This is a genomic window from Moraxella sp. 179-F 1C4 NHS, from assembly GCF_045370505.1.
Lineage (GTDB): Bacteria > Pseudomonadota > Gammaproteobacteria > Pseudomonadales > Moraxellaceae > Faucicola > Faucicola tetraodonis.
This window is the reverse complement of the sequence record NZ_JBIQEC010000014.1, coordinates 30050-49971: the sequence shown is the minus strand read 5'-3', so window position 1 is coordinate 49971 and position 19922 is coordinate 30050. Positions and strand designations below refer to the sequence as shown.

Annotated in this window: 21 protein-coding genes; 7 read left to right on the top strand and 14 right to left on the bottom strand. The window is 43.1% G+C overall.

Features of this window, described 5'->3' with window-relative positions:
* Positions 1-4 precede the first annotated feature (4 nt).
* The 4 genes from ACH0AB_RS07955 to ACH0AB_RS07940 all read left to right on the top strand — a co-directional run bounded on the left by ACH0AB_RS07955 (position 5) and on the right by ACH0AB_RS07940 (position 3516).
* Positions 5-997, top strand: coding sequence for an ABC transporter substrate-binding protein (locus ACH0AB_RS07955; protein WP_406877843.1), 993 nt, complete (start codon positions 5-7; stop codon positions 995-997).
* A gap of 180 nt (positions 998-1177) precedes the next feature.
* Positions 1178-2083, top strand: coding sequence for an ABC transporter permease (locus ACH0AB_RS07950; RefSeq protein WP_309592855.1), 906 nt, complete (start codon positions 1178-1180; stop codon positions 2081-2083).
* Between the two features lie 78 nt (positions 2084-2161).
* Positions 2162-2956 carry an ABC transporter ATP-binding protein gene (locus ACH0AB_RS07945; protein WP_312535465.1) on the top strand — a complete coding sequence of 265 codons (795 nt, stop codon included), beginning with the start codon at positions 2162-2164 and terminating at the stop codon, positions 2954-2956.
* 227 nt (positions 2957-3183) lie between these two features.
* A complete protein-coding gene (locus ACH0AB_RS07940) occupies positions 3184-3516 on the top strand; it encodes a hypothetical protein (protein ID WP_007116343.1) in 333 nt (110 codons plus the stop codon).
* A gap of 77 nt (positions 3517-3593) precedes the next feature.
* Here ACH0AB_RS07940 and radA read toward each other — a convergent pair whose 3' ends face one another.
* The 12 genes from radA to ACH0AB_RS07880 all read right to left on the bottom strand — a co-directional run bounded on the left by radA (position 3594) and on the right by ACH0AB_RS07880 (position 14188).
* On the bottom strand, positions 3594-4991 hold the full coding sequence (radA, locus tag ACH0AB_RS07935; protein ID WP_138019017.1) for a DNA repair protein RadA: 1398 nt from the start codon (positions 4989-4991) through the stop codon (positions 3594-3596).
* A gap of 167 nt (positions 4992-5158) precedes the next feature.
* A complete protein-coding gene (locus ACH0AB_RS07930; protein ID WP_144917378.1) occupies positions 5159-5593 on the bottom strand; it encodes a PACE efflux transporter in 435 nt (144 codons plus the stop codon).
* A 24-nt stretch (positions 5594-5617) separates the two neighbouring features.
* The gene (lptB, locus tag ACH0AB_RS07925) at positions 5618-6361 is read right to left on the bottom strand and encodes an LPS export ABC transporter ATP-binding protein (protein WP_219298867.1); all 744 of its coding nucleotides are present in this window, start codon (positions 6359-6361) and stop codon (positions 5618-5620) included.
* Between the two features lie 57 nt (positions 6362-6418).
* A complete protein-coding gene (gene lptA / locus ACH0AB_RS07920; protein ID WP_309577334.1) occupies positions 6419-6928 on the bottom strand; it encodes a lipopolysaccharide transport periplasmic protein LptA in 510 nt (169 codons plus the stop codon).
* 180 nt (positions 6929-7108) lie between these two features.
* Positions 7109-7681, bottom strand: a complete 573-nt coding sequence (gene lptC / locus ACH0AB_RS07915; protein ID WP_406877830.1) for an LPS export ABC transporter periplasmic protein LptC — start codon at positions 7679-7681, stop codon at positions 7109-7111.
* Between the two features lie 165 nt (positions 7682-7846).
* Entirely contained in the window at positions 7847-8371 is a 525-nt protein-coding gene (locus ACH0AB_RS07910) for a KdsC family phosphatase (protein ID WP_062334430.1), read from the bottom strand.
* A gap of 57 nt (positions 8372-8428) precedes the next feature.
* Positions 8429-9397, bottom strand: a complete 969-nt coding sequence (locus ACH0AB_RS07905) for a KpsF/GutQ family sugar-phosphate isomerase (RefSeq protein ID WP_353479083.1) — start codon at positions 9395-9397, stop codon at positions 8429-8431.
* 346 nt (positions 9398-9743) lie between these two features.
* Positions 9744-10289, bottom strand: a complete 546-nt coding sequence (gene hfq, locus ACH0AB_RS07900; protein ID WP_065252404.1) for an RNA chaperone Hfq — start codon at positions 10287-10289, stop codon at positions 9744-9746.
* A 148-nt stretch (positions 10290-10437) separates the two neighbouring features.
* Positions 10438-11490, bottom strand: a complete 1053-nt coding sequence (gene miaA, locus ACH0AB_RS07895) for a tRNA (adenosine(37)-N6)-dimethylallyltransferase MiaA (RefSeq protein WP_406877828.1) — start codon at positions 11488-11490, stop codon at positions 10438-10440.
* Positions 11491-11493: 3 nt separating this feature from the next.
* On the bottom strand, positions 11494-13089 hold the full coding sequence (gene mutL, locus ACH0AB_RS07890) for a DNA mismatch repair endonuclease MutL (protein WP_406877827.1): 1596 nt from the start codon (positions 13087-13089) through the stop codon (positions 11494-11496).
* Positions 13082-13519: a tRNA (adenosine(37)-N6)-threonylcarbamoyltransferase complex ATPase subunit type 1 TsaE gene (gene tsaE, locus ACH0AB_RS07885; RefSeq protein ID WP_406877825.1), complete on the bottom strand. Its 438-nt coding sequence runs from the start codon at positions 13517-13519 to the stop codon at positions 13082-13084. The genes mutL and tsaE overlap by 8 nt, the downstream gene beginning before the upstream one ends.
* Before the next feature lie 75 nt (positions 13520-13594).
* The gene (locus ACH0AB_RS07880; protein WP_007116356.1) at positions 13595-14188 is read right to left on the bottom strand and encodes a 6-pyruvoyl trahydropterin synthase family protein; all 594 of its coding nucleotides are present in this window, start codon (positions 14186-14188) and stop codon (positions 13595-13597) included.
* Between the two features lie 325 nt (positions 14189-14513).
* On the opposite strand from ACH0AB_RS07880, the gene ACH0AB_RS07875 reads away from it, so the two are divergent.
* The 3 genes from ACH0AB_RS07875 to ACH0AB_RS07865 all read left to right on the top strand — a co-directional run bounded on the left by ACH0AB_RS07875 (position 14514) and on the right by ACH0AB_RS07865 (position 18167).
* The gene (locus ACH0AB_RS07875) at positions 14514-15149 is read left to right on the top strand and encodes a response regulator (RefSeq protein ID WP_040403691.1); all 636 of its coding nucleotides are present in this window, start codon (positions 14514-14516) and stop codon (positions 15147-15149) included.
* 3 nt (positions 15150-15152) lie between these two features.
* Positions 15153-16796, top strand: a complete 1644-nt coding sequence (locus tag ACH0AB_RS07870) for a sensor histidine kinase (protein ID WP_406877824.1) — start codon at positions 15153-15155, stop codon at positions 16794-16796.
* A 204-nt stretch (positions 16797-17000) separates the two neighbouring features.
* Positions 17001-18167: an acyl-CoA desaturase gene (locus ACH0AB_RS07865; RefSeq protein WP_178097411.1), complete on the top strand. Its 1167-nt coding sequence runs from the start codon at positions 17001-17003 to the stop codon at positions 18165-18167.
* Positions 18168-18256: 89 nt separating this feature from the next.
* Here ACH0AB_RS07865 and ACH0AB_RS07860 read toward each other — a convergent pair whose 3' ends face one another.
* Both ACH0AB_RS07860 and ACH0AB_RS07855 read right to left on the bottom strand, forming a co-directional pair.
* A complete protein-coding gene (locus ACH0AB_RS07860) occupies positions 18257-19006 on the bottom strand; it encodes a histidine phosphatase family protein (protein ID WP_353552089.1) in 750 nt (249 codons plus the stop codon).
* A 114-nt stretch (positions 19007-19120) separates the two neighbouring features.
* Positions 19121-19912, bottom strand: coding sequence for a metallophosphoesterase (locus ACH0AB_RS07855; protein ID WP_406877822.1), 792 nt, complete (start codon positions 19910-19912; stop codon positions 19121-19123).
* Between the last annotated feature and the right edge of the window lie 10 nt (positions 19913-19922).

Here is a 19922-nt window from a genome sequence, read left to right as displayed (position 1 = left end):
CCTGATGGGTTGCAGTCAATCTAACAATAAAACAGCTGATGCCAATACTGCAAGCACAGCAAGTGCAACGACAGCTGCGTCAGGCGATACCAAGTCTGTTGCTATCACGGCAATCGTTGAGCACCCAGCATTAGATGCCGTTCGTCAAGGTGTGATTGAAGAGCTTGGCAACGAAGGCTTTAAGGAAGGTCAAAACCTTAAAGTAAATTTCCAATCCGCCCAAGGCAATACGGCGACTGCCGGTCAGATTGCCAAACAATTTGCCGCGGATAAGCCCGATGCCATCGTTGCCATTGCTACCCCATCGGCGCAATCCGTCATTGCAGCGACCAACTCAATTCCTGTTATCTTCTCTGCAGTTACCGACCCTGTCGAAGCAAAACTGATAAAATCTTGGGAAGCCTCTGGCACCAACGTGACAGGCGCATCAGACATGTTGCCACTTGAGCCACAGATTGAGCTGATGAAAAAAGTCGTACCAAATCTTAAATCAGTCGGCTATGTATACAGCCCAGGGGAAGTTAACTCAACCGTGGTACTGAAAGCGCTTGAAACAAAATTTAAACCGATGGGTATCAACATCGTTGCGGCACCTGCACAGCGCACTACCGATATTCCCCAAGCAACTCGTGGTCTACAAGGTAAAGTTCAGCTCATCTATACCTCACTTGACAACAACGTGGTATCCGCCTATGAGTCGCTTTACCAAGCAGCTAAAGAAATCAAAGTCCCTCTAGTGGCATCCGATACGGACTCCGTTGCCCGTGGTGCAGTCGCGGCAATGGGTATCAACTACAAAGACTTAGGCATCGAAACAGGTAAAATCGTTGGACGCGTCCTAAAAGGCGAAAAACCAGGTACCATCAAGCCTATCACGATGAATAAGCTTGACTTATACCTTAGCCCAAAACACGCGCAAGAAGTCGGTATTACGCTGCCACAAGAGTTAATTAGTCAGGCAGCCCAAGTAGAGCCTGCACCAAAAGCTAAACAATAAATCTTTTGTTAGTTTTAGCTGTTTTAATGTGATTGTAAATTTAATTTCCCAGTGGCAACTAAAGTTTCAAAGCGCGTATTTGTACTTTAGTCGCATTACGCTTAATGCCACTTGGTTTACCTTAACACCTGACTGCTTGTTGAATTAACAAGCGGTCTTTACTTTTTTGTGTGAACAGTTATGTCGTTACTTGCTTTATTTGGTGCCCTAGAAAGTGGTCTAATCTATGCGTTAGTGGCTTTGGGCGTATACATTTCATTTCGGGTGTTAGATTTTCCAGATTTGACCGCGGATGGTAGTTTTCCCTTAGGCGGTGCTGTCGCAGGTGTGGCAATCATCGCGGATGTCAACCCTTGGCTGGCGTGTATCTTTGGTATGCTTGCTGGGGGTGTTGCAGGTTTGGTAACGGCTTGGCTACATGTCAAACTTGGTATTTTACAGTTGCTCTCCAGTATTTTAGTCATGGTCGCGCTGTATGCCGTCAATCTACGTATTATGCAAGCGCCAAACTTGGCATTGCTCGGTGAGCCAACAATATTTGGCGAACTGGTGACTGATAGTAACGGCTATTGGATGCGCTGTGTGGTGATTGGTGGTGTGGTGATTGCTGCCAAATTATTCCTAGACTGGTTTTTTAGTACTGAGATGGGCTTGGCGATGCGGGCAACTGGCTCTAACCTTAAAATGTCACAAGCTCAAGGAATTGCTACCTCTCGTAGCATTTTGTTAGGTATGGCGATTTCTAACGGGCTGATTGCGCTTGCTGGTGCGATTTTTGTGCAAACCCAAGGCGGTGCCGATATTTCTATTGGTGTTGGCACCATTGTGATTGGTCTTGCTGCCGTTATCATTGGTGAAACCATCATTCCTGCCAAAAAAATGCTGTGGATTACCCTATCTGCTATTGTCGGGGCGATTCTTTATAAATTCTTTATCCAAATTGCGTTGTCAAATGATACCTTACGTGCGATTGGTTTTGGTCCTCAAGATGTTAACTTAGTCACCGCACTACTGGTTGTGATTGCTTTAATCCTGCCAAAAATCAAATCAAAAATTTTGAGCAATCGCCATAAGCATGCCGCTTAACTTGGTATCAAATAGTTGATTTTAACTTTGGCACTTAACAACTTATAAAGTAAAAGTAAAGTAAAAGGACAATGCCTTATGATGAACGCAGACAACTTACGATTGACCTTCAATCCTGGTACACCGATTGAGAACCCTGCCTTACGTGGCATCAGCCTGCGTATTGAAGCAGGTGAATTTGTCACGGTCATTGGTACCAACGGCGCAGGTAAGTCGACGTTTTTAAATGCCGTCGCTGGCACTATTCGGGTCGATAGCGGCAAAATTACCTTAAACAATATTGACGTGACCAAAAAATCTGCCCACCAACGGGCACACTGGGTAGCGCGCGTTTTCCAAGACCCAATGGCAGGTACTTGTGAAGCCTTAACCATTGAAGAAAACATGGCACTTGCTTACAAGCGTGGCGAATCGCGTTTTTTAAAAGGCGCATTGAATCACAAAAACCGTGAAATTTTCCGTGAAAAACTGGCGATTTTAAAATTAGGGTTAGAGAATAGACTCACTGACCGTATGGGTTTATTATCAGGCGGGCAACGCCAAGCCGTTAGCCTATTAATGGCATCCCTGCAGCCGTCGAAAATTTTACTACTCGATGAACACACGGCTGCCCTTGACCCAAAAACCGCCGCTTTCGTCTTGGAACTGACCGATAAAATCGTCCAAGAAAACAATCTCACCACCATGATGGTCACTCACTCCATGCAGCAAGCGCTCAATCACGGCACGCGCACCATCATGCTACACCAAGGGCAAGTGGTACTAGACGTATCAGGCGATGAACGCAAAGGCATGACTGTCCATGATTTACTCAATATGTTTGAACGCACCCGCGGCGAAGTGGTAGAAGATGACAGCTTAATTTTGAGCTAAATTAACTGGGCCCAATCAAATAAGATGGGTTAAATAAGATGGGTTAAATAGAATAAGTTAAATAAACCCTAGCACTTAACATGATGAAGATGGATAACATAAGTTATCCATTTTTTTACACACAGTGATAAATTAATTCTTCATAATAACACTGGATAAGCAAGCAGTGCCAATACTGCTATTTTTCTCAATTTTAATTATAAAAAACAATATCCTTTGAGGTCACTATGTTTGATTTAAAATCACTTGTTACGAAAGCTGTCGAAGACAAAACGTTAAATGTCAATGAATACATCTTTATGCCAGAGCGCGTCGATATGATGGTAAAAGATGGACGGTTAAGCTGTGTACTAAACACCAATGGTAAAGTTGATTTTATTTACCATAAAAGTGGTATTACCGAAGTGCGTTCAGGTCTACGTAAAAGTCCGTTTACCTCGTTTCGCAATGAACTTCACTATGGGGTATATGATGATGTGGTGGATGAAGTGATTGAAGCGGTTGAAAAAATCATTGGCAGTCAATCCAAATACTTTAATTTTGCGGCTGATGCAGAATAAAAAAGTCAATTATAAAAAAGCTGAAACATTACTTTTCAGCTTTTTTTATGTCTTTTATTTATAGATGATTCCTTTATTTATAGAGAATTAAAGGCGCTATCAATCGCATCATCTAATCGCTCAACCGCGATGATTTTGAGACCTTGATATTGCTCTAATTGCGTTTTGGGGGCATTGGCTTTGGGTACAATCGCATGGGTAAAGCCATGTTTTACCGCTTCTTTTAGACGCTCTTGACCATTGGGCACAGGTCTGATTTCACCCGATAGGCCTACCTCACCAAATACCGCTAGGGTATAAGGTAAAGGCTTTTCCTTGATGCTAGACGCACAGGCCAATAAAACCGCCAAATCTGAACCTGTTTCAAGCACCTTAACCCCGCCTACCACATTGACATACACATCTTGCCCATTGGTTTGGATACCGCCATGACGGTGCATGACTGCCAGCAACATAGCTAAGCGCTGATAATCTAAACCTAATGCCATGCGCCTAGGTTGTCCTTGCGATTCATCCACCAGCGCTTGTACTTCAACCAGTAGCGGTCTGGTACCTTCACGGCTAACCATGACCACTGAGCCTGCAATCGGTTTATCATAGCGACTTAAAAATATCGCCGATGGATTTGCCACTTCTTTGAGTCCTGCATCCGTCATGGCAAAAATGCCCAGCTCGTTGACGGCACCAAAACGATTTTTCACCGCACGAATCATTCGAAAACGGCTGTCCGACTGTCCTTCAAAATACAGTACCGCATCCACCATATGTTCTAGCACGCGAGGGCCTGCTAGCGCCCCTTCTTTGGTCACATGCCCGACCAAAAATAACGCTGTACCCGTTTGCTTGGCATAGCGCGTCAGAATCGCCGCTGATTCACGGATTTGACTGACTCCGCCTGGCGCGGATTGGATGGCTTCGGTAAACAAAGTCTGAATTGAGTCAATGATGGCGACGGCTGGTTGCTCTTGGGTCAAGGCCTGGCAAATCATTTCAACATTGGTTTCTGCCAATACTTTTAAGTTGTTATTGGGTAGCCCCAAACGACTAGCCCGCATCGCCACCTGTGACAACGATTCTTCACCCGTAATATACAGTGCACTTCCGGCGAGACTTTGATTTTCTGCCATGTGAATCGCCGTCTGTAGCAAGATAGTTGATTTGCCAATACCCGGATCACCCCCAATCAGCACCACAGAACCTGCCACCAAGCCACCGCCTAACACCCGATCAAACTCACCAACACCCGTTGGTAGCCTAGTATCGAGCGACATAGGCACGGCATTAAGTGGCATGACGCTCGATTGCTCGCCTGCGTAGTTACTAGCTTTTTTGGTGACAGGTTTGTGATGTGGCATGCTGACCGTCGGGGCTTCGACAAGGCTATTCCATGCGCCACATTCGGCACACTGCCCCGACCATTTACCGAAGTTTGCGCCACATTGTTGGCACACGTAGGATGATTTTGATTTTGCCATAGAGTCCAATTTGCAAAGAAAAATTTAAAAATAAAAAAACTTAAAGAGTATGGGTGGTGGTGAGAGGGATAAACTATGCAATGAAATTAATACGATGACATTAATGCAATGAAATTAGGGATAGCGAGCTATGTTTGACACACAAGTTTTGACACGCAAGATTGCTGTTATTTGCGACTATATTTATGGGCAACTAGGTCATAAATCCAGTAAAAAATAAACCCATATACCAAAATAAGTAAGGTCAACGAAATATCGAGCATAAACGCTTGCCACAGTCCAATATTCATCACCCACATGACTAATGGTAAGGTAAAGCCCAACAAGCCACCTTCAAACCCCACTATATGCAGTACCCGTAGCCATAGCGGTCGAGCCAGTTTTTCACCGGTAAAAAATTTATCAAACAATAAGTTATAAATAAAAGTCCAAATCATGGCGATAAGCGAAATGCCAATTAGCAGCGCTAATATAATTGAGTTATGCTGCGATTCACTACTCGTAAAGCCAAAAAAGCTGAGTAATTTTACCCAGCCTAATGATACTAGTATGGCGATTGTCTCAAATAAAATCGCCTGCCAGATGCGTGCTTTGGTGGTCATCACGTTTTGCTTCTAACCATCTTACTAGACCACGAAATTTTCACCCAAGTAGACCTTACGTACCAACTCATTATCCAAAATATGCTCTGGTGTACCTGCCGCAATAATTTGTCCTTCACTGACAATATAGGCGTGCTCACAGATAGCCAAAGTCTCACGCACGTTGTGATCGGTAATCAACACGCCGATGCCGCGCTGCTTAAGCTTAATAATCACCTCTTTGATATCGCCTACCGAAATCGGGTCGACTCCCGCAAAAGGCTCGTCAAGCAAAATAAACTTGGGATTTGAGGCAAGGCTGCGCGCAATCTCACAGCGTCTGCGCTCACCGCCTGACACGCTCATCCCTAATGAGTGACGCACATGACCCAAATTAAATTCCCCAATCAGCTGCTCAAGTTGCTGCTGCTGCCCCGCTTTATCCAAATCTGTGCGAGTCTGCAAAATCGATAAAATATTTTCTTCAACGGTCAATTTGCGAAAAATTGACGCTTCCTGCGGTAAGTAGCCAATGCCTGATGCGGCGCGCTCGTGCATAGACAATGCCGACAAATCCCGATTACCGAGCTGTATTTGCCCTTTGTCCATATTAACCAGACCGACGACCATATAAAAGCTGGTAGTTTTACCCGCCCCATTTGGACCGAGTAACCCAACCACTTGTCCTTGTTCTACCGAAAAAGACACGTCTTTAACCACCCAACGCTTGCCATAGCGTTTGGCAAGGTGCTGCATGATTAGAGTCTGGTTAGCTTGCGGTTGCGACATAATAAATCCTAGAACTAAACAATGGCAATGAACAGAGCGAAAGCAAGTTAAACAATACTAGCGATTACGAACGCCCACACGGTTGCTCGCTTGTGGCGGAAACACCAGTTCAACACGTTGGTTATTCCCTGCTTTTGCCTCAATATCACCCACTTTTAGACTGTAATGGATGACATTGCCAGAAAAACTACCGCCATTTTGGGTCAAGCGCGCATTACCCGTGAGGGTGACAAGCCCTGTTTTGACATTGTAATCAATTCGATTCGCCTGACCTTTAGCCAAGCCCTTCTCTTGTGTCACAATTTGTTGGATAGTGGCAGGACGCCCGGTTGCGACTGCACTTTCGATGGCGCGGGTTGGCGTCAAATTGACGGTTAAATTATCCGCCGCCATTTTGAGTGTGCCTTGGCTAATGGTAACGTTGCCTGTATAGCTTGTCACCCCAGAGCGCTCGCTGTACGTCGCTTTGTCTGCCAACAACCGAATCGGCTCATTGGCGTCTGATGGCAAGGCGTTTGCGACGTTCGATGCCGCAAGGATGCCAGCAACCAACACACCACCAGCCATTATTAATTGTCGAGTCTTCACCACAATCATGTTAAACCTTTTATATAAAAATTTTAAAATCAACAATATAGATTAAATTAGCACCGAAGTTAAATATTCTTGATACTCACTTGAATCCCGTCAACATCACAACTGAGTTGCTGTCTTAACAGTAGCCGCTGTACTAAAGGCTAGGGTTAGCTACTGTGCAGGTTGAATCATCACACTCACTTGTCCAAAACCGTACTCACCCGTTGCCAAGTCACCACTAAATTGTTTGGCATCAAACCGATTATTCCCATGGATAAAGGTAAGCGGTTCATTAGTCATTACTGTATTATTGACCAAATCACCGACAAAGTTTTTACCTATCATCTTAACAGGCAAATTCGACATACTGGTATTTTGGGTAAGCAGCGGAACACTGGTTAAGGTCACGTTACCTATCAGTTTGGCAATCTGCTTATTTTCATCCAATTGCGCTTGGTCAGCCACCAAGGTTACCTCGCGCTCATTTTTTGGACGGATAACAATCTGCGGTTTAGACATCACGGCGGTATTGGCATTTTGGTAATGGGTCACCTGCGCCGCTGTTAACTGATAGCCCACACTACCTGTTTCGGTCGTTTGTAGTGCTTTGACTCGCTCTGCTTGGTAATCAATATCGGTTGGTTTGAGTGATACTTGGGTCAAGCGAGCATCGTTTTGCGCATAAAAATAGGCCGATACAATAATAAATAATAAGCCTAAAATAAATAGCGTTTTTGTTGACACGATTGCCACCTAACATTGCCAAAAAATTTGATAAAAAAGGACGTTACCACACTAAGCCGCATACGCCAAATCACTTAAAACAAATCACTTAAACTAAACCACTTTCAAAAAAAATCACTTAGAACAAATCCCTTAGCATAAATCCCTTAAACCAAGTTATATGACCTAAACCACATAACTGGCCAAAATATCATCGTAATGACCCGTTGCTTTTAAAATCAAATCACATAACTCACGAACTGCCCCTTCTCCGCCTGAGCGCGTGGTAACCATGTCGACCCGTTTGATGACTTCGCCATTAGCATTTGCCACGGCTACAGCAAATCCGACGGATTGCAAGGCTTTGATATCTGGCCAATCATCACCGATATAAGCACATTCTGCTAGCGAGATACCAATCTTAGCTAACAATTCATTGAGCGCCGTCAATTTGTCTTCCCGCCCTTGCACTAGATGGGTAATTTTTAATTCTTTGGCGCGATGCGTGACAATGGCGCTAGTGCGACCCGTTATAATGGCAGTTTGAATACCTGCTTGGTGAATACGCTGAATACCAAAGCCATCTTGAACATTAAAGCCTTTGGTTTCAACACTGTTGGCATCATAGATAATTTTTCCATCAGACAGTACACCATCCACATCCATGACCAATAGTTTAACGTTTTTTGCTTTAGTGAGCAGACTTTGCATGACCTTATCCTTATTATTTTAAGCCTAGTTACTTTAAAAGTAGTTATTTTAAGCCTATTAATTCACACCCGCATGTAGTAGCTCATGCAAGGTCAAAATACCCGCTAAAGTCTTATCATCATTAATGATTAATAGCTGATTTATCTTTTGTTCATTCATTAAGGTGAGCGCATCAGACGCACGCATATCAGGATTGACGGACTTTGGATTGGTTGACATCACCTGACTAATCGGCGTATCAAGCCCCAATTGGCGCGCTAAGCCACGGCGCAAGTCGCCATCGGTGAATACACCCACGACTTGATTGTTTGCATTGGTAATTACCGTCATCCCCAGTCTGCCACCCGTCATACTAAACAAGGCTTCGTTAAGCGTCGAATGCTCATCAATGGTTGGCAGGTTATTTACATGCATCAAGTCTTTTACTTGGGTCAATAATTTGCGACCCAATGCCCCTGCAGGGTGTGATAAAGCAAAATCTTCTGAGGTAAAATGCTTACTATGCACCAACGCCACCGCTAACGCATCTCCTAACGCCAAAGTAGCTGTGGTACTTGATGTCGGTGCCAATCCAAGGGGGCAAGCTTCTTCAGACGCCCCTAAAGTCAAAGCCACATCGGCAGATTTTGGCAAAATACCGCGTTTGTCACGGCTGATACTAATGAGCGGAATGCCCAGTTTTTTTACCACAGGCAGTAACGTGCGGATTTCATCTGACTCACCTGAGTTCGAGATGCCAATTAACACATCGCCTTTGACCAACATGCCAAGGTCGCCATGACCTGCTTCACCAGGATGCATAAAAAAAGATGGCGTTCCCGTTGAGGCAAAAGTCGCTGCAATTTTGCGACCAATAAGCCCTGACTTACCCATACCTGTCACCACCACACGCCCCTGACAGTTTTCGATCAAATGGCAAGCGGTCACAAATCGTTCATCTAGCTGTTCAATCAGCAAATCTAAAGCATGTTGTTCTGTTTTGATAGCGTCTTTGGCATGCTTTAAATAATCAACCGATGCATCCAAGATAATTCCTCACTAATTTTTCAAGATGGCTATTGGTGCGCTTTTTTCGGGCACTTATCTTTATGCGCTTATTGCTCTACGCTTATTCGGGCGTTTAATAGTTAGCATAAACAATATTTAAAGCTAAAAATTTAAAATTTTTTAAAGTCTGATTATCATAGCGTAATTTCAGCCAATATTCACGGGATAAGTCCGAAAATACATATTTTGACAACATTTCATCGAGTTTATATTAACAATCTATGCATTGCTCAATCAGCCTCAAATACACTATAGAAGATAAGCTATAAAAAATGGCGAACACTGATAATGTTCGCCACGTAATATCATGTTTAGAATTTAAAAATTAAAACTTGTCTTCACCATTGCCGTTGGCATCATCGTCAAAATTAGTATCATCTTTGGCAGGCTCAAAATTCATAGTGTCATAGCCGCTATCAAAACCACGGTCAGCAAAACCACTACGATCATACGGTGCTTGCGCAAACCCTGGACGCTCGTGCGAATAGCCACGTGGGTCATTGTCATAACCGCCGCCATCAAAACCGCGGTCACCAAAACCACCACGATTAGCAAACCCTGTGCGATTTGCGCCATAGCCTTGTGGCTCAAAACCGCCTGCTTGACCAAAGCCCATTTGGCTAGATTGACCGTAGCCACTTGCCCCTGGCATTGGCGTAGCTGAACGTGGATTGCGGGCTGGTACTACCGTTGAAATGGCGTGTTTATAGACCATTTGACTGACGGTGTTTTTGAGTAATACCACATATTGATCGAAAGATTCGATTTGACCTTGAAGTTTGATGCCATTGACTAAAAAAATAGACACTGGAATACGGTCTTTGCGTAAAGAGTTTAAGAAAGGGTCTTGTAGTGTTTGACCTTTTGACATAGGTTTCTCCCAGAAATAAACAGAAAGTTGGTTAAATTATTATATTTTTAAACGAATTTTTAATTATACCTTATTAGCTTAATATGGATTGTCGAATCACCATATTAGATAAGCACTCAAATAGTATCACCCAAGCATGTCACTGCTGTTAACTTGTTTTTATTAGCAAATTTCTTGCTTGATCAATAGTTGCCAAGGGTCTGATATCAAAACGCTCAACCAATTGTTGTGTGCTAACCAGCTTACGCATCCATGTATATTGGCGTTTTGCTAACTGTCTTGTAGCATATAATGCCTCATTTTGCATAGTTTGTCTATAATCTTGAATTGGGGAGCTGTGCGTGTTTAGTAAAAAACGCGCCACATCATCATGAAAATTTTCTTCATTATTATCATATGTAAACAATGTTGTATTTTGTATTTTTTCTAAAAAATCCCAAGCTTGCCGATAGCCAACGCAGCGCATGGATGGTAGATCAGCCGTGAGGCGATACTGTTGTCGCAGGGCAATCACTTCCTGCAAAAAGCCTTGTTGCCACATGATATCTAGCCGAAGTGCAATACGCTTGTGTAACCAATCACGATCTGGCATCACGGCTAAAATTTGCCAACGCTGATGTGGATTGTCGGCTAACGCCCTAGCGGGCTGATTCTGCCAAGCGCTTAATGGCTTGCCTGTTTGTAGATAGATTTCCACCGCTCTGCCAATTCTTTGTGTGTCTGTGGTTTTGAGTTGCTTACCAAGGATGGGATCTACTTGGGTTAAATAAGCATGCAGCTGTTCAATCCCCTGCTCGGCAATCAGTTGGGTGACTTGTTGGCGAGTCTCTGGCAAGGTGGCTGGGATATCATTGATACCTTGAATCAGTGCCATATAGTACATCATCGTTCCACCCACCAGCACAGGGGTTTTATTTTGCTGATGCGCAAGATTGATATGATAGTCCACATCGCTTACAAACTGGGCAACGCTGTAGCTTTGCTCAGGACTAATGATGTCAACAAGCGCATGCGGATAGTTTGCCAATTCTTCACGCGTCGGTTTGGCAGTCCCAATATTCATATCCCGATAAATCAAGGCAGAATCTACCGAAATAAGATGGTATTTGCCTGTTTCGTAGAGTTCGTACGCCAACGCTGTTTTACCGCTGGCAGTAGGTGCTATAAGGCAAATCACGTCTTGTTTATCGGCTGTTATCATAGCTTATTCTGGGGATTGTTGGGATGACTGGGGATTAGGTAAATGCGACAGCAGCCATTGTAGCATGTCAGTTTCACTGACTTGTATGGCATTGTCAGCAATTTGGGTAAAATCAGCTTGATTCAAATAAGATTGAACATACGCTTTATCATCACTGTCTATATGATGGTATTGTAAATCAATCAGATAAAAATATCGCTGCCAAAAAATTAAAGCAAAAGTTTGATGCTGGTTTTTAAATTCATGCTTGTTTTCAAATAAGGTTACTAGCTGTATCGAGTCGCTATCCGTTAACCTATCAACCGCACCCTTTGTCGCCATCTGATTTCCCATCTGGGTCGCCCCCTGATAAATCGACTGATTTTCGGCAACGTGAGTTATGTGATTAGTGGGTTTATCATTAGGCTTTATATAGTGAATGGGCGTAGCTTTACCCGCAGGCAAGTTTTGAAATTTATCGACGTTACTGTTATCAGTATTTGTCATGCAAGCTTTTCGTTGCAGGGTGTTTAGCTCCATCATTTTAGGCTGCAATTGCTCTAGCATATGCTGAGACAACCAAGCTAATATATTGGTCAATGGCTGGATTTTGACTTGTTGTTTACTTGGGTGAATATTGACATTTATCCACTCGGCAGGCAGCTCAAAAGACAACGCATAGCCCATTTGTAGCGAATTGTCGATGCCAATACCCAGCTTGCGACCCACTTTTTGTATGGCTTGACTAATCGCCAAATCACTGACCAAACGATGATTGATATAAATCAGTTTTGGCAGATTATTTTTATGGGCGATAAAAAACCAGCCGGTGACTTGGGCACTTAAATCCTCTGTCTGTGCTTGTAAACCTTGCAGCGATAAATAAAATGGCTGTGCAATCTCAGTCAAGGGCAAATTTAACGCTTGTTCAAGCCGCGCCAAACTAAACGCCGGCAAAAAAGGCAATGCAGCACCCTCTAAATTTTGGTGAGGGGCTTGGGCTGACTGCGTTAAGCTAAAACGCAATTTGTCTTGATGATATAATTCAATCTGCACATCGGCAAAACTAATCGCTAATCGCTGCACGACTTGTTCTATATGGGCAAATTCTGTGGCAATACTTTTTAGGTGCGAGCGTCTGCCTGGCACATTGAAGTACAAATCGCGAACGCTGACACACGTGCCGCGATGTTTTACGATAGGACGAATAGTAGCTTGGCTTACCTCGCTACCGCTCACGCTCAGCTGCTGCCCTACACCGCTGTCATTGTGACTACTGGTTAATGTCAGATGCGATATCGCCGCAATGCTCGCTAGTGCCTCGCCGCGAAAACCTAAACTCTGAATACCAACCAACTCGTTGACATTAGCAAGTTTACTGGTGGCATGGCGAGTGACTGCAAGCGTCATGTCATCAGGATGAATTCCCATGCCGTTGTCACTAATTTGAATCAACCCAAGCCCGCCTTGCTCAATATCGATTCGAATATGCGTAGCGTTGGCATCGATAGCATTTTCAATCAGTTCTTTGACCACAGAAGCAGGGCGCGTCACTACCTCGCCAGCGGCGATTTGGTTGATAAGCAGTGGGGATAATTTATGAATACGGTTGTCAGGCAAAACTAATCGTCACTTCTCGTTGTTGGTCATCCAGGCGTTTGATATCAAGGGTGGCATTGGGCGGCGTCAAATAGCCTGCTGCACGACTCGCCCACTCAATAATCACCAAACTATTTTGCTCATCTTGATATTCATAAAAACCGATAAATTCCAATTCTTCAGGATCATTGAGACGGTATAAATCGGCATGGTAAACCGGCTTAATTGTACCATCGTCCTGCGTAATACGATAAGGTTCAACCAGGGTAAAAGTCGGACTTTTTACCGCGCCTGTATGCCCCATTGCCTGTAGCCAATAGCGGGTAAGCGTGGTCTTGCCCGCACCCAAATCACCCGACAGCCACACGCTACCGGTTAAATTCATCTCGGCAAGCTCTTTGGCGAAGGCTTGGGTGGCGGTTTCGGATTTTAGGAGGATAGTTTTATTCATGTCGATTTTTCCAGCTTGCCCCATGTTTGTCCTGAATCAAAAATCGTTACAACAACCCCGTCAGATACCAACAGCTTAGTCAACTTGTAAAACCACTGTCGGATTGACAAATTTCTCGCCTTTTTTTAATTTGTCATACATGTTTGGGTCATGCCATTCGGCTTTTACTTGCTCGCTAAATTCAAAATCACCCAGCGTCAACGCGCCCATTTGGGCATTATCGACATCGTCTTCAAAGCATTGGGCATAGCCTGTCGCTGTTTCGTGGGCGATGACGGAATACACTTTGACATCGGTTTCGCCGTTTTGCATTTGGGTTTGTTTTAAGATTTCTCTTGCCCAAAAAAACACCACGCGGCTAAACTGCTCTGCCGAGGGCGAAACAGGCAAACTAATCCAGCGCGCGCTAAATTTTTTACAGGCGTCAATATAGTCGGGGTCATCTTTATCCCAAAAACAAATAGCATGATCAAAACTATCAATGATGTCTTTGATCGATGATTTTAACAGCCCAAAATCGTACACCATTTGCCCGTGATCTAGGCGGTGCGCTTCTAAAATCAGCTCGATTTGGTAACTATGCCCATGAATCGAGTACTTGCAGCGATCGGAGCTACAATTGCGCACGATATGGGCATTTTCAAATTTAAACAGCTTTCTAATTCTCATAATGGGATTCGCATTTTTTTAGCAGTAATAAAGGTTTGAATGCTGACTATTATAAAGCTATTGGGCAAGTTAAGCGAATTTTAGTCATGTGCCCAAATTTGCCTACCTAAATTTACCCATAACATCAACAAAAAATCTCGTCACATTTAGGACAGTAACTCACGTCTTAAATCGCTAACTGTGCTAATATAAAAACTTGGGGATAGACAGTCATTGTTAAAAAATGAGTTTTTTTAGCTGACTCTTTTTTATATAAAGTCTTGTTGATACAAAACTTTGTTGGCATAAAGATAAGCAAAGATAAGCGCGGTGGAGATAAAAAATGATGATTAGAGTATTGGTCGTTGACGATCATGATTTAGTCCGGATGGGCATCGTACGGATGCTGTCAGATAGCCCTGATATTGATGTGATTGGTGAAGCTGCCGATGGTGAAACCGCGATTATCAAAACCAAACAATTAAAACCCGATGTGGTATTACTTGATGTCAATATGCCTACCATTGGCGGGTTAGAAGTCACCAAGCGCTTGCTGCAAACCGATAAAAACACCAAAATTTTGGCGGTCAGCTCTTTGGTTCAGCAGCCCTACCCATCCATGCTCATCAAAGCAGGAGTGAGTGGCTATATCACCAAAGGGACACCGCTTGATGAGATGATTAAAGGCATCAAAAAAGTCCACCAAGGCGGGCGTTATTTTAGTGCCGATGTTGCCGAGCAGCTTGCTGATATTTTATTCACTGACAATTCAGAGTCGCCATTTGATGCGCTAAGTGAGCGAGAAATGCAGGTGGCGATGATGGTGGTCAATTGCAAAAGTCCACAGCAAATCGCCGATCAGTTGTTTGTGAGTGTCAAAACAGTCAATACCTACCGCTATCGTATTTTTGAAAAGCTTAATATCGACAGTGATGTCAAACTTACCCATTTGGCTATGCGTCATGGTTTAGTTCAACCCTAAACCATGATTACCAATCCTGCGTTTTCATCGCTATTTGACAAGCCAAACACCCACGATAAAACCAAAAAAATCGGTAACGTCTACAATGGTTACCGTATTATTATTGCTATCTTTTTTTCCTTTAGTTTTATGTTGGCATTAAAAAATGCCCAGCATGACTATTGGGTATTGATTAATCTTTTTCCCACTTTTTTCTATTTTTTGTTTAGTATTGCTTTATTTATTTTGTATTATTTTTATCCCAAAAATCCGCTGTTGATGGTCGGGCTAACTGTCGATGCGCTGGTACTCACTACCATGTTGTATTTTAGCGGTGGTAATGATTTACAAGTGATTTTGCTGTTTTTGGTGCAAGTTGCGGCGGCCTTTATGTTGGTGCGCTCCAACCAAGCTATTTTGCTGACTATTTTTGCCATCACGTTGGTTATTTATCAGCAGTTTTATCAGACCCTAAAAAACGATGTGAACTACGCGCTGGTTAACAACGTGGCTTCGATGGCGATTAGCTTTATCGGGGTTGCTTATTTAAGTTATACGCTATCCAAACGGCTTAAACAAATTGAGCTGCTCTCTGAGCGCCAAGTCAATGAAGTCAATGCGCTAAATGCCATCAACAATAAAATCGTGCAAATCATTGACCAAGGGGTGGTGGTATTATCCCACGATTTAGAAATTTTTATCGCCAATGATACCGCACTCGAACAACTACATCTGCCCAAGGCCCTTGATAATTTTAATTTGCTAGATATCTCTCCCCTATTAGCCGCAAGACTTGCACCCATCATCCAAGAGCCTGAAGAAACTTTAATAGTGCGGCTCGGCGCAGCGACTGCTAGCACACCTTTGGCCGTTGGCATTGAGCCCAATCACCAAAGCTTTAATGACTTGCGACTTCGTATCACCCAATTAAGACAGCAATATGCCATTATTTTTATTGAAGATTTACGTGATGAGTTTAGCCGCGCGCAGCAGTTAAAACTTGCGTCGCTGGGGCAATTATCCGCCAGTATTGCCCATGAGATTCGTAACCCGCTGGCAACCATTAGCCAAGCCAGTCAATTATTAATGGAGGAAGTTAATGAGGCTGACAGCGGTTTATCCGATGATAATATCCTGCTATATGAGATGATTTATCACCAAACCATTCGGGTCAATAAAATCATCGAAGATGTGCTTAAATTATCTCGTCAGCAGCGCCCTAATTTTGTTTATATTGAACCCAAAACTTGGCTAAACGATTTTATACAAGAAAACTTTAGCGGCCATGATATTTTTCTGCACTGCCATACTGATAAAGGCTTTATGTTTGATAACTATCAGCTAGCACAGATTTTGGTCAACCTCATCAATAACGGGCTGCGTTTTAGTAGCAAAACCGAGCCCCACGGCTTTGTCACCCTTGAAGTGTATGAATCTGGCAAATCTATTCATATTGATGTGATAGATACCGGTCACGGCGTTGCCAAAGAAAATATTCAGTATTTATTTAATCCGTTTTTTACCACCGATAGTCAGGGCACGGGTCTGGGGCTTTATTTGTCGCAGGCCTTTTGTCAGGCAAACTATGCCAATCTAGAATATGTACGAAGTGAGGGGCAAACTTGCTTTCGGATGATTTGTCAAACCAAAACTTTACCGTCCGTCTAAAATATCTTTGTAGCTAAAATTTTTAATTGAATTTTTTGGCTAAAGCATTCATATTACAGTAAGTTTATCGATATCAATTTAGCAAAATTGTCGGGAATTTGAGTGTATATGTGTTCACTTTTTTCCATTTTTTCGGTACAATATAGCGTCAATGATTAAAAAAATACATGTCGTATTTTGATCATCCTCAGGACATTTATCTCTATGGCACAACCTCAATCTTTTGAAAACGCACCCATCAATTGGATTCCTGCGTTTGTCTTAATTAGCACGCCTTTGGCGGCTTTATTGATTGTACCTTATTACTTGTGGACACATAGCGTCAGTTGGCAAGTTTGGGCAATTTTCGCATTCTTTATGGCTTGGAATGGGTTAAGTATTACCGTCGGTTATCACCGTTTATGGTCACATCGTACTTACCAAGCGCATCCGATTGTCAAATGGTTCTTTCTGATTGGCGGCACGTTAGCTGTTCAGGGCTCAGTATTTGACTGGTGTGCAGGACACCGTTTACACCACCGCCACGTCGATGATATCTATCAAGACCCCTACTCTGCCAAGCGTGGCTTTTGGTTCTCACATATCGGGTGGATGCTCAAAAACTACCCAAGCGGCCACTATGATTACAAAAACATCCCAGATTTAAAAGCTGATCCTGTGTTAGTGGCGCAAGATAAATATTATGCCCTGTGGATTTTATTGGCCAATATTGGGCTGCCAGCGCTGTTTGGTTGGATGGTGGGTGATATTGCAGGTACCTTAGTACTCGCAGGCCTACTGCGTTTGGTGTTAAGCCATCATTTTACTTTCTTTATCAACTCGCTTTGCCATATGTTTGGTACCCGTCCTTATACCGATACCAACACCGCGCGTGATAATCCGATTCTGGCCATTTTCACTTGGGGCGAAGGCTATCATAACTACCATCACTTTTTCCAATACGACTATCGCAATGGGGTAAAATGGTGGCAATATGATCCTAGCAAATGGATTATTTATGGGTTGTCAAAAATCGGTTTGACTTGGGATTTAAAACGTGTCCCAGACGTCACCATTCAGCATGCGCAAACAGAAATGGCATTCAAACGTGCTGAGAAAAAAGTTGCGACTTTTTCAGGGAATTTAACCAGCGATTTCCAAGTGATAAAAGATCGTTTAAACAGTGAACAACAAGCCTTCAAACAAACGATTGCAGAATGGCAAGCGTTAAAAACGCAAGCCATTGAGATGAAAAAAAATGAGTTTGCCCAGCGTATTCATGAAGTCGATGATAAGCTAAAAGACCAGTTTAGTGGCATTGAGGATAAACTTCGCAATCATGCGCAGCAAATTGAAAATTTGGTTAATCATTTAAAAGGCAAACATGTTTGATTAAACCATAAACATGTTTAAAGGTTGACTGTGTAAAAAAAGGTAGGATAAAGTCCTACCTTTATTTTTGTGGTTTTGTTGGGTATCGATTAGTCTTTTAACGGATAAGAGGGTGAAAATGGGTCTAACAATTCAATCAACCGGCGTTCATAGCACTGCCCGCGCCAAATAAAATGTACTTTTGCATCACTAAAGGGTTTATCATCAAACCACAAAAACACCCCTTCCATCATTTTTGGCCAGTCATCCCAGCTAATTTCACCCACGCCCATCATCACCGCTAAAAATGCTGACAACAGCGTATCATGACTAACCGCCAGTAATAAATGTCCGTGCTTTGGCTGGTGCTGAAAAAAAAGCGCTAATAAATCCAAACCGCCTTTATGTGGTGCTTTAATCCCTGCCATGTCGCCCGCCAAAAAACGATTGATAAAGTTTAGCGCACCAATTTGTTTGAATACCTTACTCACTTCTTCATGGTCAACCACCAAACTACCTGGCTCTACTAGCAGCGATTGGTGCGACACATTTCTAGAGATGCCAGCACCTGCTTGCATTAAAATCGCGGTATCAATGCAGCGCTGTATCGGACTACTGATGCTGTCTACATCCATTGAGTAATCTAAGTTAGCAGCCAACCAACGTCCCCAAGACTCCGCCAACACTCTGCCTTTTGGTGTTAGTGGCAGAGCATAACTGGCAAAGCCATTCTTATCTGACATCTCGCGTAATGAATGGCGAGTAAATAGGATTAATCGCTCATGTTTCGGCAGTAGCTTGACCGAGTCAATCATACTGGGCGGTAAATGAGCAGGCATGGTGTTGATTGAACTAGACATTTAAATACGCATTCCTTATATCTTTTTATCTTTGCACCACAAATTGATACTATAAATTGATGAGGTCAAAAATTTAAGCGATTAAATGGGATGTTACTGCGGCAAACGCGCCAATCATACCATGACTTCAATGACTTTATGCCAGTCAAAAACTACCCCCGTACTACTGATTTCATTGGGGTAGGCTCTGGGATTGACAATAACCCGTGTATGACCTTGCTGATAATCAAACGCTTCATGGGTATGTCCATGCAGCCAAATATCAGGCGCAAAATCGCGCTGTAACCATTCACTCAAATCAACGACAAATCCCGCATTACTGGGAAAATTGGCATATTTTGGCGCGATAGATAATGGGCTAATGCTGTGATGTGTCATGACCACAGTGGGCATAGCATCTTTTTGGCTTTGTTTTAAGGCGTTTTGCAACCATGCCCTCTGCCGCTGATGAATAGCTACGGTATCTTGGGGCGTTAACAGTCGGTTATCATAATAAATCTCGCGATAATCGCGCATAAACTGCTGAGCAATCTCCAACGTATTATCTTGTGGTTGATATTGATAATCCGTCCAAAGCGTTGTACCAATAATTCTGACACCCATAAATTCAAAGCTCGCGCATTGTAAAAAATGCACTTGCGTATCTTGCGTCAATGCCTTTATTTGGGCATCTAACTCAAGAATATTATGACCAAAATACTCATGATTGCCCACAATCACAAAAATTGGTTTCTCAAGTCGCTTTGATTCGCCGATGAGCCATTCGATGCCCAAAAGCCCATTGGACGTGTCGCCCGCTACTAAAATAGCATCGGCATTTGTGTAAGGGATTTCACCAATGGGCAAATCCCTTCTTGCATAGCTATCAATATGTAAATCACTTAACACTTGAAAACGTACTGGCATACATGACTCG

Bases quoted from the DNA above. Each gene is read 5' to 3' on its own strand.
- ACH0AB_RS07955 (WP_406877843.1), top strand. From the start codon at position 5: ATGGGTTGCAGTCAATCTAACAATAAAACAGCTGATGCCAATACTGCA.
- ACH0AB_RS07950 (WP_309592855.1), top strand. From the start codon at position 1,178: ATGTCGTTACTTGCTTTATTTGGTGCCCTAGAAAGTGGTCTAATCTAT.
- ACH0AB_RS07945 (WP_312535465.1), top strand. From the start codon at position 2,162: ATGATGAACGCAGACAACTTACGATTGACCTTCAATCCTGGTACACCG.
- ACH0AB_RS07940 (WP_007116343.1), top strand. From the start codon at position 3,184: ATGTTTGATTTAAAATCACTTGTTACGAAAGCTGTCGAAGACAAAACG.
- radA (WP_138019017.1), bottom strand. From the start codon at position 4,991: ATGGCAAAATCAAAATCATCCTACGTGTGCCAACAATGTGGCGCAAAC.
- ACH0AB_RS07930 (WP_144917378.1), bottom strand. From the start codon at position 5,593: ATGACCACCAAAGCACGCATCTGGCAGGCGATTTTATTTGAGACAATC.
- lptB (WP_219298867.1), bottom strand. From the start codon at position 6,361: ATGTCGCAACCGCAAGCTAACCAGACTCTAATCATGCAGCACCTTGCC.
- lptA (WP_309577334.1), bottom strand. From the start codon at position 6,928: ATGGCTGGTGGTGTGTTGGTTGCTGGCATCCTTGCGGCATCGAACGTC.
- ACH0AB_RS07910 (WP_062334430.1), bottom strand. From the start codon at position 8,371: ATGCAAAGTCTGCTCACTAAAGCAAAAAACGTTAAACTATTGGTCATG.
- hfq (WP_065252404.1), bottom strand. From the start codon at position 10,289: ATGTCAAAAGGTCAAACACTACAAGACCCTTTCTTAAACTCTTTACGC.
- miaA (WP_406877828.1), bottom strand. From the start codon at position 11,490: ATGATAACAGCCGATAAACAAGACGTGATTTGCCTTATAGCACCTACT.
- tsaE (WP_406877825.1), bottom strand. From the start codon at position 13,519: ATGAATAAAACTATCCTCCTAAAATCCGAAACCGCCACCCAAGCCTTC.
- ACH0AB_RS07880 (WP_007116356.1), bottom strand. From the start codon at position 14,188: ATGAGAATTAGAAAGCTGTTTAAATTTGAAAATGCCCATATCGTGCGC.
- ACH0AB_RS07875 (WP_040403691.1), top strand. From the start codon at position 14,514: ATGATTAGAGTATTGGTCGTTGACGATCATGATTTAGTCCGGATGGGC.
- ACH0AB_RS07870 (WP_406877824.1), top strand. From the start codon at position 15,153: ATGATTACCAATCCTGCGTTTTCATCGCTATTTGACAAGCCAAACACC.
- ACH0AB_RS07865 (WP_178097411.1), top strand. From the start codon at position 17,001: ATGGCACAACCTCAATCTTTTGAAAACGCACCCATCAATTGGATTCCT.
- ACH0AB_RS07860 (WP_353552089.1), bottom strand. From the start codon at position 19,006: ATGTCTAGTTCAATCAACACCATGCCTGCTCATTTACCGCCCAGTATG.
- ACH0AB_RS07855 (WP_406877822.1), bottom strand. From the start codon at position 19,912: ATGCCAGTACGTTTTCAAGTGTTAAGTGATTTACATATTGATAGCTAT.